We start from the raw sequence: 12,676 nt of genomic DNA on the forward strand, positions 1-12,676 counted from the left end.
GGATGCCGTGATCATGACCGCAGACAATTCCCTGCGCTTCCGCGAGTTCAAGATGCCCGACGTGGGCGAGGGACTCACCGAGGCCGAAATCCTCAAGTGGTACGTCCAGCCCGGTGACACCGTCACCGACGGGCAGGTCGTGTGCGAGGTCGAGACGGCCAAGGCGGCCGTCGAGCTGCCGATCCCCTACGACGGGGTCGTCCACGAGCTGCGTTTCGCCGAGGGCGCGACCGTCGACGTCGGCACGTCGATCATCACGATCGACGTGGCTCCCGAGTCGGCACCGGTCGAGGAGCCGCCCCCGGCGGCGACCGAGCCCTCGCTCGCCGCCGCCGAGCCGAAGGCCGAGCCGGAGGCCGAAGCCGAGGCCAAGCCGAAGGGCCGCCAGCCCGTCCTGGTCGGCTACGGCGTGGCCGAGTCCTCCACCAAGCGCCGCCCGCGCAAGCAGACCGCCGCCGTCCCCGAGCAGGGTGCCGCGGCCGCGATCCAGGCCGAGGTGAACGGACACGGCACGGCCGCGCTGTCGGCCCCCGAGCGTCCGCGCCCGCTCGCCAAGCCCCCGGTGCGCAAGCTCGCCAAGGACCTGGGCATCGACCTGGAGACGGTCACGCCGACCGGCCCCGACGGGATCATCACCCGCGAGGACGTGCACGCCGCGGCCGCCCCGGCCCCCGCGCCCGCCCCTGCCGTCGCCGTCGCGGAGCCGGCCGCCGAGGCACCTGCGGCCGCCCCGGCAGCGGCCGGTGCACGCGAGACCCGTGTCCCGATCAAGGGCGTACGGAAGGCGACCGCCGCCGCCATGGTCGGCAGCGCCTTCACCGCGCCGCACGTCACCGAGTTCGTCACGCTCGACGTGACGCGCACGATGAAGCTGGTCGAGGAGCTGAAGGCCGACAAGGACATGGCGGGGCTGCGGGTCAACCCGCTGCTGCTGATCGCCAAGGCCCTGCTCGTCGCCATCAAGCGCAACCCCGGCGTCAACGCCGCCTGGGACGAGGCCAATCAGGAGATCGTCCAGAAGCACTACGTCAACCTGGGCATCGCCGCGGCCACGCCGCGCGGTCTGATCGTGCCGAACATCAAGGACGCGCACGACAAGACCCTGCCCGAACTGGCCTCGGCACTGGGCGAGCTCGTGGCCACCGCCCGCGAAGGGAAGACCACCCCGGCGGCGATGCAGGGCGGCACGGTGACCATCACCAACGTCGGCGTCTTCGGTGTCGACACCGGCACGCCGATCCTCAACCCCGGCGAGTCCGCGATCCTCGCGGTCGGTGCGATCAAGCTCCAGCCGTGGGTCCACAAGGGCAAGGTCAAGCCGCGCCAGGTCACCACGCTCGCGCTCTCCTTCGACCACCGGCTGGTCGACGGCGAGTTGGGCTCCAAGGTCCTCGCGGACATCGCGGCGATCCTGGAGAACCCGAAGAAGCTCATCACCTGGGCCTGAGGCGCCGACGCGTCAGACGCGCCCGACGCCTGTTCCACGTGAAACATCCCGGTGATCCGCCGGGCACAGGAGCCCCGTCCATATCGCGGACGGGGCTTTCTGGTTGAAGTCTGTTGTATCTATGCTGTGTGCATGTCTGCCTCTGTGTCCACCGTCCGACAGCCCCCCGCCGCAGACCGCGTCTACACCCACATCAAGCAGGCCGTTCTCGACCGGCAGTACGAAGGCGGGACGCTCCTCACGGAAGGCGAACTGGCCGAGGCCGTCGGCGTATCGCGCACCCCCGTGCGCGAGGCACTGCTCAAGCTCGAGGTCGAAGGGCTGATCAAGCTCTACCCGAAGAAGGGCGCACTGGTCCTCGCCGTCTCCGCACAGGAGATCGCCGACGTCGTCGAAACCCGCCTGCTGATCGAGGAGTTCGCGGTGCGCAAGGCGGTGCCCGCCCCCGCCTCCCTCATCGCCCGCCTCGAAGAGATCCTCGACGAACAGCGTCGCCACGCCGACTCCGGAGACCTCGCCGCCTTCGCCGTCAGCGACCGCTGCTTCCACGCGGAGATCGTCCGGCACGCGGGCAACGAGATCCTCTCCAAGCTCTACGACCAGCTGCGCGATCGCCAACTGCGCATGGGTGTCGCGATGATGCAGGCACTCCCGGACCGGGTCACCAGGAACCACACCGAGCACGCCGAGATCCTCGAGAGGATCAGGGCCGGTGACGCGGACGGCGCCGCCAAGTGCGTGCGCACCCACCTCGGCCGCGTCAAGGTGCTGGCCCGCGGTGAGTCCAGGTGAGCGCGGCCTCCCCCGGGGTGTCGCTTCCCGGCGATCCCCCCGGCGGCTGGCGTGCCGCCGCCGTCTGGGGCGTCGGCGTCGCCGTCTACTTCGTCGCCGTCATCTTCCGTACGTCCCTGGGCGTGGCCGGACTCGACGCAGCCGACCGCTTCGACGTGAACGCCTCCGCCCTGTCGACCTTCTCCATCCTCCAGCTGCTCGTCTACGCGGGCATGCAGATACCCGTCGGCCTGATGGTCGACCGACTCGGCACCAAGAAGGTCCTCACGATCGGCGTCGTGCTGTTCACCGTCGGCCAGCTGGGGTTCGCCCTGTCGCCCTCGTACGGCACGGCCCTCGCCTCCCGCGTGCTGCTCGGCTGCGGCGACGCCATGACGTTCATCAGCGTCCTGCGCCTCGGCACGCGCTGGTTCCCCGCCCGGCGCGGCCCCCTCATCGCACAGGTCGCCGCCCTGTTCGGCATGGCGGGCAACCTCGTCTCCACCCTCGTCATCGCCCGCATGCTGCACGGCATGGGCTGGACCGCCACCTTCGCGGGCAGCGCGGCGGCCGGCCTGGTGGTCCTCGTCCTGCTGGTCCTCTTCCTCAAGGACCACCCCGAGGGCCACGAGCCGCCTCCTGCCCAGCACGCCGGAGCCGCGTTCGTACGCCGGCAGATCGCCGCGTCCTGGCGGGAGCCGGGCACCCGGCTCGGGATGTGGGTGCATTTCACCACCCAGTTCCCCGCCATGGTGTTCCTGCTGCTCTGGGGGATGCCGTTCCTGGTCGAGGCGCAGCACCTCACACGGGAGACCGCCGGCGCCCTGCTGACCCTTGTGGTGGCGTCCAACATGGTCGTCGGCCTCGTCTACGGCCAGATCATTGCGCGCCACCATGAGGCACGCACCCCGCTGGCGCTCGGCACCATTGGGGCCAGCGGAGTGCTGTGGGCCGTCACCATTGCGTATCCCGGCGACGATGCCCCGATGTGGCTGCTGATCACCCTGTGCACGGTCCTCGGCGCCTGCGGCCCCGCATCGATGATCGGCTTCGACTTCGCACGGCCCGCCAACCCGCCCGAACGCCAGGGCACGGCGTCCGGCATCGTCAACATGGGCGGTTTTGTCGCCTCCATGACCACGCTACTCGCCGTGGGCGTGCTACTGGACGCGACCCGGGACGACTACCGGATCGCGTTCTCGTCCGTGTTCGTGCTCCAGGTGCTCGGGGTCGCGCAGATCCTGCGGCTGCGCGCCCGCACAGTGCGGCGCGAGCGGGAGCGCCTCGTGGCCAGCCGCGTGGAGGCCGTGCACGTGCCGGTCTGAGGCGTCGACCGGGAGGCGTCGGCCGGAACACCGGCCGGGGCGGGCCCCGCATCCGTTCCGCGGCCGGGGCCGGCACCCGTCCGCGGAACGCCGCCGGCGTCCCCGGAAGAAGACCGCGCCTCAGGGCGTGACGGCGATGACCCGCAGGATCGCCTCTGCCATCTCGGTGTCCCCGTCGACCTTGATCCGGTCCGCCACCGCCGCGGGCCGCACCCGGCCGCACGTCAGCCGGTAGAACGTCTCCCAGTCCGTCGCGAACGTCACCAGTGGGCCGAGCGAGGGCGAACCGTCCACCGAGCCACGCCCGTCGGCGTCCACCCGTACGGTCCGCAGGAACTCCATCGGACCGCTGACGTCGAAGACCACCGCCGAATTCGGTGGCGCGCCCGCGTCCTTGGCCACTGCCTTCGGCAGCGCCTGGAGCAGGCAGTCACGCGCGACATACGCACCGGGCGAGTCGAGGTTGCCCGGCCTGCCGAGCGCGACGCGCAGATCCTGCTCGTGCACCCAGGTGTCGAACGCCCGCATCCGGTAGGCGAGTTCGAGGGTCTGCTCGGCGCCCAGCGGGGCGCGTACCAGGGTGTCGGGACTGCGGCTCTCGTTGCGCAGCTGACGGGCGCGCCGGATCAACGTGTACTCGAGCTCGGCCGTCATCTCCGGAGACGTGTGGTGCCGGCGCACATCGACCTGCATCTCCATGTAGCGGGCGAAGTCGCTCTGCACATGGTAGAGATCGCGCGGAAGGGAGTGGATGGGGCGTGGGTCGCCGAGCATCTCGCACTCCATGCCGATGACATGCGACACGATGTCCCGCACCGACCAGCCGGGACACGGCGTGGCGCGGTTCCACGCACCCTCGACGAGCGGCTGCACCAGCTCGGCTATCGACTCGACTGCATGGGTCCAGGCATCGGCGTAGTTCTGGAGGCTGGGATGGACGGTCACGGGACCCCTCGGCGGTCGTACGCGGGCAAACTGGACTGGCAGCGGTCTGTGGGGGTCCGGGGGCGGCCCCCCGGTTGAGCACAGTACGCTGCCCGAAGGCACCCCGGCAGTGCTTTCGTGTGACGATCGTAGGCCCGAGTTGACGGCTCGAATGCCAGGACGGTGGTAGTGTGCGCGCCTCCCTCATCCAGATCGCAGTAGACCCGGACGAACCGGTCGATTCCCGCAGGCGCCGCGCCGCCGCGCTGGTACGCGAACAACGAGGCGCCGAACTGGTGATCCTCCCCGAGCTCTGGCCCGTCGGCGCCTTCGCATACCGGGCGTTCGAGGCCGAGGCCGAGACGCCGGCCGGGCCGACGTACACGGTGATGGCCGAGGCCGCGCGCGATGCGGGCGTCTGGCTCCACGCCGGGTCCATCGTCGAGAGGGACGACGACGGCACCCTCTACAACACCGCCCTCGTCATCACGCCCGGCGGCGCACTCGCCGCCACCTATCGCAAGATCCACCGCTTCGGCTTCGACAAGGGCGAGGCGGTGATGATGGGCGCTGGTGAGGACCTGGTGACCGTGCCCGTGCCCGGCGGGCTCACGCTCGGCCTCGCCACCTGCTACGACCTGCGCTTCCCCGAGCTGTTCCGCGGCCTCGTCGACGCCGGGGCCCAGGCGTTCGTCGTCCCCGCCGGGTGGCCCGCCCGCCGCCGCGGGCACTGGACCCTGCTGGCTCGCGCCCGCGCGGTCGAGAACCAGGCATACGTCCTCGCCTGCGGCACCGCGGGCACCCATGCGGACGTCGAACAGGCCGGCCACAGCATCGTCGTCGACCCGTGGGGCGAGGTCCTCGCCGAGGCGGGCCCGGACGAGGAGGTGCTCACCGTGGACCTCGACCCGTCGAAGGTGGACAAGACCCGCGAGGTCTTCCCGGCACTCAAGGACCGCCGCCTCGGCCTGCCCCTCCCGCCCGCGCCCCGCTGAGCCATGCCCGTCCGGGAGCGGCCCCGGCGCCGCCCCCGGACGGCACGCTCCCGTCAGGGCACGCCGCCACGGCACTCTCCCGCCAGGCGGCACTCTCCCGCCAGGCGGCACGCTCCCATCAGTACGGCGACAAAGCCTCCCGTGTGCCGTCGTCGCCTGCCAGAACGAGCTGAGTCACCGTGTGGCCGTCGATCGTGCGCGCGGAGACTCTGTACAGCCCCGGTGCGTCGACGACCACCCTGGCCACGATGTCTCCGTCGCCCCAGCCGAGTTTCACGGTCCGGGCGTTCTGGCCCGTCGTGTCGCTGATCTCGCACGCGAGCCCGGCCAGCGAATCCGGGCCGCTGACCTTGACGGTCCACGGCGTTCCGACCCCGATGAAGTCGGGAACCTCCAGGCCGCATCCGGGAGCGCCCTGGGGCGGGCCCAGATGTTCGTCCTCTCTGAGGATCTCCGCGACCGCCTTCAGCGCGACGCGGTCGGAGGCGACCGCTCCATGCTGCAGGGGAAGCGGCGTGACCGCGGGGCCGACAGCCGCCGACTCCTTGTGTACGGTGCCGTCGCCCTTCACGTCGTAGAAGACGACACGGCCCCGCCGGTCCCGGACGAACTCACCGGTGGTGTGCTGACGGGGTCCGTGGTGGTGGGGCTCGGCGACCCCGTCGCTGACCGTGAGGCTCTGCAGGGTCCGCTGACCGGTCCCGGCGACGGCGCGGTGCCCGGGCAGGACGATCCGTGCCTGCTTCTGATGGAAGTCAGCCGCGGCTCTCGCGAGTTCGGCGTCACCTCCGAGGCCGGCCACATCACCGGGCGTCAGACGGCGGACGGTGTCGTTGTCGACGAGGCAGGTGTACATGGGCAGCAGGTCGTGCAGGCCGGGCATCGTCGCCGAGATGGAGCGCAGCTGCCGGTGGGGCAACGGGACCGGGGTACCGCGCCCCGTATTCAGGATCACCGTCGACTTCACCGCCCCGTAGAAGGGCGTACCCAGCGTGAGGACCGCGCGTGTGTCGGCCGCCAGGTCGGCGTCATGGGTCGGGCCGAGTGCGGCCCGGGTGACGAGGCCGCCCATGGAGTGGGCGACGAAGACGAGACGTGCGGGCCGTTCGTCGACCCGGACGCGGCGAACAGCGTCATGGGCGGGGTGCTGCCGCCAAGCGGTCAGGTGCCGGCGGGCCGCTTCCGCCAGGAGGCGGCCGTTGGTACTCACCGGCAGTCGCCAGTCGTAGGCGAACTCGAGGACGGCCGCCGGGTCGGCGACGCAACGGAGGACCGCGTCGACCAGATCGGTGTACGGCTCCAGACCCTGGAGGTACGGCGTCCACGACGAGTGACGCATGAGCTGGGTGGCCTTGATGCGGCCGGTCCTTCCTTCCAGCTCCTCCTCAGTCATGCGCAGGGGCTCCAGACCCTTGGGCAGTGTCCACGCCCGGAGCAGCCACGACACCCCGGATAAGCCCCAGACGGTCTTGCGGGCGACAGTGTCGTACAACTCGCTGCCCATGATGCCCGGCACGACGACGACGGCGTCCTGGGTGAGGTCGGGAGTCACGACCGGTGGCTGCGCCCCGGATTTCCCGTGATGTGAAGGCCCTTGATTCATGGCCGTGAACAATAGAGAACATGCAGGGGGAGCAGGGCGAGATCAGGTCAGCCGGACCGGCCGGTTCGACGATGCGGCAGGAGGGGTGGACGGCGGGCGTCACCGGTTCGCTCGTCATTCTCGCGGTGGAGGACGGCGACCCGGAATTCGCCAAGGCCATCGACGAGCAGTTGTCCGTCGTGACGCAGTGGTGGGGTACGGATCCCACGACGGAGCCCGGGTTCGTTCAGACGGTGCTCCGCGCGCCGCAGGAGCGTCATGAAGTGGAGATGTTCCTGCACACCTCCGGCATCCGGGAAACGGCCGAGGACGAGCCGCTGGTCGTGTACATCACCTCACATGGCGCCATCGGCACGTCCCTTCGGCACTTTCTGATCCTGCCGGGTACGGACCATGCTCGGCTGCTGGCGACGGCCATGCCGACGAACGAGGTGGTGACGGCCGCCCTCGACTCGTGGGCGCGCCACGTACTCGTGATCGTCAACACCTGCGAGGCGGAAGGCATCGACGTCGAGCTGAAGGCCCTCGTCCGTGACCTGGCCCGCACGCGCGGCGAAGGAACGCTGAACGTCCTCGCCACAACCTCCGCCCGCTCCCAGGTGATGGGCCGTGAGTTCGCGCTGATTCTTCGCATGGCGTCCGAATGGCTGCAGGACGCGGCCGGGATCACGCGTCCGCATCTGTCCACCATGGAGTTCCTCCACGCTCTTGAGCACGCCACGGAACGGCTCAACGAGGAAAGGCACTTGGCGCTGCCCGGCCCGCGAGCCGTCCAGCAGGCCAGGCTCGGCGTGCGTTCCCCGACGCTGCCCAACCCGGGCTACCGGCCGCGGCCGCGCGTGGTCACCGGGGCCCGCGAAGAGGTGTCCGCGGACTATGACGAGCTCGAGTACTGGCTCGACCGGGCGAGCGGACGTGTCGACAGTGACGATCCGGGGTGGTACTTCTCCGGGAGACGCGAGCTCAATCGGCAACTGGTCCGCTTTCTGTCCGGTCCTGCGGGCGTCCTGGTCGTCACCGGCACCGCCGCCAGTGGCAAGTCCGCCGTACTGGCGCGGGCCGTGACGCTCAGCGACCCCACCTTCCGTTCCTCACTCCGTTACGCCGCGGCAGTGAGCAACGCACCCGCCGACGGCGTACCGCCCGCCGGGTCCATAGACGCCGCGGTGTCGGCGAGGAACCGGGGCGCGACCAGCCTCATCGAGGCCATCGGATCCCGGCTGGGCTGCGAACCCGACCGCAGCCGACCCGCGCTGGACCCGCTGCGCCAGTGGCAGGAAGGCCTTCGGGCCTTCTTCAGCGGCGACGGAGAGACCGTCACCGTGGTGGTCGACAGCCTGGACGAATCCTCCGATCCCACCGCGTGCATCCGTGACGTGCTCGCCCCGCTGGCTCGCCACGTCGCCGGAACCGCCGCCTCGGGCACGGCGACGATCCCGGCTCAGGCACCCTGTCCCGCGCCGGACGCCGCCCAACCGCCCGGTTTGGCGCCCGACACTCCAGCCGCACCCGCTCGCGGCCTTCGGCTGCTGCTCGGCATCCGCAGCAGTCGCCCCGGCCAAGCCGGGATAACCGATGCCGAACCAGGTGGCTTACTCCGGGAATTGAGACACGCCTTCCCCCAGGCACAGGTTCTGCGTACGGACGGCGACTCGGCTCCGACCGACGTCGCCGCCTACATCACCGCTCTGCTTTCCGGCACGGCCCTGGACACGGATACGGCGGCCTTGGGTTCGGCCGCCGCCCGCGTGGCCGCCCACGTGGGCCGGTCGTTCCTCGACGCCCGCCTGGCAGCGGAGCAGCTGCGCCGCAGCCAAGGCGCCGCGCTGTTGAATGACCCGCTGTGGTTCTCGCAGCTGGACCGCGGCACGGCAGGAATCCTGGAGCAGGATCTCGACATGATCGCCGACGACGGACTGGACAAGGCGGAAGCCGTGGCGCTGCTGCGCGCCACCGCCTTCGGACTGGGGCGGGGGATGCCCTGGGCCGAGCTCTGGCCGGCTGTCGCGGAGGCGCTGCTCGGCGCGCCGATCAAGCAGGCGGACGAGAAGATCCGGCGGCTTCTGGAAAGCCGCATCGCCGGGTATCTCACTCATGACACCGAGGACGATCGCGTCGTGTACCGGCCGGCGCACGAGCAATTGGCGGCCGTCCTCCGGCGTTGGCGGTGACAGCTCAGCACACAGGGGGGCAGGCGAATGAATCCGGACGACGCGGAGAGACCCGCGGACGCGGAACGGCGCACGCACGCCGTGATCGCGGCAGCTCTGGCCCGGCTCGCCGGTGACGGGGCGATGACCACGCCGCACCCGTATCTGACTCGGTACCTGGCTCAGCATGCCGCCCTGGGCGGGGTGCTGGACGACGGGCACGTGCCGCCCGCACTGCTGCCATGGAGCACGGGCGACGGCGTCAGAGGGCTGCTGCGGCTGCCGCACCCCCAGCACGCGGACCGGCGCTGGCTGACAGCATGGTCGGCTGTCGAGCCGTATGTGCAGGAGGCCGATCTGCCGTCCCGGTGCTCCAGCCTGCACTTCGCCTACACAGCCCTGTGGCATGCGGGAACCGGGCACGCCGACCTGCCGCCGGAGGCCGCCGTCTTTCCGGGGTCGCGGGTGCGCGTGCTGTGGTCGCAATGGACGCCCGCCTCCAACGTGCTGGCGACTCTCCGCCACAAGAGCGGGTCACTCGCCGTCATCTCAGGCGCCGACGGCGGCCAACGGCTCGCCATCGGCAGCGAGACGGGGGCGATCGAGCTGATCGACGCCATGACCGGCAGCGCCGTCGGAGACCGTGTGCCCGCCCACGACGGCGCTGTACGGAACCTGCTGGTCGTTCCCGGCTCCGCCGGCGCAGACGCTCTCGTGTCGGGCAGCACGGATGGCACGGTGCGTGTCTGGGACACCGCTCAGGGCACACTCGTCAGCCACGAGCGGCTTCCGGGGCACACCTGGACGGCCGATCTCACGGGATACCGGAAGGACGGGTGCCTGGTGGTCGTCGCGGTCGACGGAGAGGGAGCGGTGACCGTGTGGCGGCAGGGGTTCGGGAAGCGGCACCTCGGCGACATGAGCCCGGACCCACTGGAGCCCGCCGCATTCACCCTCGCTCTCACTACCGGCGTCGATGGTCGGCAGCTGCTGGTGGGGGCGGGCGCCACGCTGAAGGTCTGGGACATCGAAGACGACCGCCTGCTGCATGAGCATGCCATCGACATGGCCATCAGGACTCTTGCCGGCACGGCGGTTCCCGGCCGGATGGTCTCCGGCCACAGCGACGGCTCCATCCGGGTGTGGGACGTGGAGGCGGGCGTGCGTGTCACCTTCCCGGGCCAGGGAGAACCCGTGACGTCCTTGGCCATGCTGCGCGTCGGCGGCGTCGATCTGCTTGCCGCGGTCACCTCCGGCTCGTCGATCGACCTGTGGGACATCGGATCTGAGCAGTGGACGGGCCAGCTGGACGGCCACGCGGACACCGTCACCGCGCTGTGCACGATGCCTGACGGCGACTCCTCGCGGCTGGTCTCCATCGCCTGGGACAGCACGGTGCGGTTCTGGGACGCACGCACGGTGGGGCGGATCCTGGCCGGCTCCGTCTCGGCCCCCGGAGCCGTGACAGCCGCCTTCGTCCAGGAGCCGGGGACGGCGGCGCGTCTTGCCGTCAGCTACGCCACCTCTCAGGTGCAGGTCTGGGACATCGACAGCGCCACGTCTGTCGAGCCGGTGAGCATCTCCCCCGAGCCGCCGGTACGGGCACTCGCATGGGCACCGGGGGCAGCCGGTGGGGATGAGGTGCTCCTCTGGGCGGCGGCGGACCACTCCGTCCGCATGTGGGATCCGGCGAACGGACACCTGGCAGACATCGCCCTCACCGGCCATGCCCAGCCGGTGCGGGCGCTCGCCGCCTGTCTGACAGGGGACGGACGACGGTTGGCCGTCAGCGGCGGCGACGACTGCACGGCCCGGATGTGGGATCTCGACACCGGACGGGAACGGCGACAGTGGCGCCATTTCCACAGCGTCCGCGCCGTGGCCGCGGCGACCGGGGACGGCAAGGACTGGTTCGCCTCCGGCAGCACCGACGGAACGGTGCGTATCTGGCAGGCACGCGACGAGGCGCCCGTGCGGGTCCTGCCCTGCAGGCAGGGAGTCATCAACTCCCTGGCCCTGAACGCCTCGCCGTCCTCGCTGCCTCCTTACGTGGCGAGCGGCGGGGACGACGGCACTGTGGCCCTGTGGAACCTGGTCACGCACGAGCCCGTGTGCGAGCCGCTGCGAGGGCACTCGGACGCCGTCGACGCCCTCGCGACATGGTCCGTCCACCGGGACGAAGGCACACCACGCCCCTACGTGGCGAGCGCCGGCCGGGACGGCACGATCCGGTTCTGGGACGCCTCCGCAACCCGGTGCGTGCTGCAACTGGCCACCGGCAGCCGCGTACGGACCCTGTCCGTCCAGGTCTCGGGCCGGGACCACCGGCAGATCGTCCTTGCCGTCGGGGGAGAAGCAGGGGTCGCCGTTCTCGCCCTGACGGTGAACGATCTGGAAGGACTGGCGGACGGCTGACGTGCGTGCGCCCCCTCAGGTCCTTTGTGCGCCCCTGATGGAATGCGCAAGATTGCTGCTGTCCGCTGCCTCAGTAGCAGAGAATGATCGTTCATGCCCTGTGCGTGCGGACGGCGGAGTGCTCCCGCGTCCCTGAGACCCCGCGCGGAGGCAGGCAGTGTGTGAGACCGGCGGGTGCGCACCCTTCCCAGCCCGTTGGAGTGAGGAGTGACGAATGAACGAGGGCACCGGCTTAGAGGCGTGTCTCATACCCGCCCCCGAGAACGGCGTCTGGCGTCTGGGAAAGGCCAAGGAGCCGCTCAAGTACAACAAGATCAGCTCTGAGGACGATCGGCGCTCCGGCGGCAACAGGTGGAGCCTCGTCAGCTACGGCACCCTCTACTGCGCCTCCGAACTGGACGGTTGCTTCGCCGAAGCTCTCGCGCCGTTCCGTGTGGAGCCCGGACTGCGCGCGATCATCGGGGACGACTGGCAGCAGCCGTACTACATGACACCCGGCAACCTGCCCCAGGACTGGCGCACCCGCCACACTCTGGTGCGGCTCCAGCCTGCCAAGGAGGCCCGGTTCCTGGATGTCGATGACGAGCACAACCTCCGCATGTTGTCACTGGAACTCAAGCAGCAGCTGGCGGAACTGGGTGTCGACGGTCTGACCGCCGAGCACATCCAGGGGCCGAACCGCAGAGTGACGCGACAGATCGCCGCCTGGGCGATAGCTCAACGGACAGCGGAGCAGGGCCGGCTCATCCACGGCATCGCCTACCGCTCCCGTTTCGGGATGCGTCAGTGCTGGGCCATCTTCAGCGACGTCGATCTGGAAGAGGTCGAGTCCCAACCCATCTGGCCCGAAACGGACGGTCTGCGCAGCGTCGCCGAGGAGTACGGCCTGACCATCCGGTGACGCTGCCAAGCGACCCGTACTCCCCGGCCACCAGGAAACCTCCGTCAAAACCGTGGCCCGAACGGGCGAACCGTGTGCGGTCTGCGCGTGGTCTCAGGCCGCCGACGAGAGGAGAGAACCGCACGTCAGGTTCTGTTCACGCCGA

The 12,676-nt window shown here is 70.4% G+C and carries 9 protein-coding genes; 7 read left to right on the forward strand and 2 right to left on the reverse strand.

From position 1 onward, the window contains the following. Positions 1–13 precede the first annotated feature (13 nt). The 3 genes from ACH5AF_RS18575 (at position 14) to ACH5AF_RS18585 (ending at position 3,543) form a co-directional block, all read left to right on the forward strand. Complete coding sequence (locus tag ACH5AF_RS18575; protein WP_398902701.1) at positions 14–1,447, forward strand: dihydrolipoamide acetyltransferase family protein; 1,434 nt, start codon at positions 14–16, stop codon at positions 1,445–1,447. 132 nt (positions 1,448–1,579) lie between these two features. After that, a complete protein-coding gene (locus ACH5AF_RS18580) occupies positions 1,580–2,239 on the forward strand; it encodes a GntR family transcriptional regulator (protein WP_398902702.1) in 660 nt (219 codons plus the stop codon). Continuing rightward, positions 2,236–3,543 (forward strand): nitrate/nitrite transporter, encoded by a 1,308-nt coding sequence (locus ACH5AF_RS18585; protein ID WP_398902703.1) that lies wholly within the window; start codon positions 2,236–2,238, stop codon positions 3,541–3,543. Before ACH5AF_RS18580 ends, ACH5AF_RS18585 begins: the two co-directional genes overlap by 4 nt. A gap of 120 nt (positions 3,544–3,663) precedes the next feature. Here ACH5AF_RS18585 and ACH5AF_RS18590 read toward each other — a convergent pair whose 3' ends face one another. After that, positions 3,664–4,488 (reverse strand): maleylpyruvate isomerase family mycothiol-dependent enzyme, encoded by an 825-nt coding sequence (locus tag ACH5AF_RS18590; RefSeq protein WP_398902704.1) that lies wholly within the window; start codon positions 4,486–4,488, stop codon positions 3,664–3,666. 170 nt (positions 4,489–4,658) lie between these two features. On the opposite strand from ACH5AF_RS18590, the gene ACH5AF_RS18595 reads away from it, so the two are divergent. Further along, positions 4,659–5,462: a carbon-nitrogen family hydrolase gene (locus ACH5AF_RS18595; protein WP_398902705.1), complete on the forward strand. Its 804-nt coding sequence runs from the start codon at positions 4,659–4,661 to the stop codon at positions 5,460–5,462. Positions 5,463–5,580: 118 nt separating this feature from the next. On the opposite strand, the gene ACH5AF_RS18600 is transcribed toward ACH5AF_RS18595, so the two are convergent. Then, on the reverse strand, positions 5,581–7,014 hold the full coding sequence (locus ACH5AF_RS18600) for an esterase/lipase family protein (protein WP_398902706.1): 1,434 nt from the start codon (positions 7,012–7,014) through the stop codon (positions 5,581–5,583). A gap of 71 nt (positions 7,015–7,085) precedes the next feature. On the opposite strand from ACH5AF_RS18600, the gene ACH5AF_RS18605 reads away from it, so the two are divergent. From ACH5AF_RS18605 to ACH5AF_RS18615, 3 genes are all read left to right on the forward strand, one after another. After that, a complete protein-coding gene (locus ACH5AF_RS18605) occupies positions 7,086–9,236 on the forward strand; it encodes a hypothetical protein (protein WP_398902707.1) in 2,151 nt (716 codons plus the stop codon). 27 nt (positions 9,237–9,263) lie between these two features. Further along, complete coding sequence (locus ACH5AF_RS18610; protein WP_398902708.1) at positions 9,264–11,630, forward strand: WD40 repeat domain-containing protein; 2,367 nt, start codon at positions 9,264–9,266, stop codon at positions 11,628–11,630. A gap of 214 nt (positions 11,631–11,844) precedes the next feature. Continuing rightward, on the forward strand, positions 11,845–12,531 hold the full coding sequence (locus ACH5AF_RS18615) for an RES family NAD+ phosphorylase (RefSeq protein WP_398902709.1): 687 nt from the start codon (positions 11,845–11,847) through the stop codon (positions 12,529–12,531). The last annotated feature ends 145 nt before the right edge of the window (positions 12,532–12,676 follow it).

It is taken from the genome of Streptomyces sp. NPDC018833, from assembly GCF_044390825.1.
Taxonomy (GTDB): domain Bacteria; phylum Actinomycetota; class Actinomycetes; order Streptomycetales; family Streptomycetaceae; genus Streptomyces.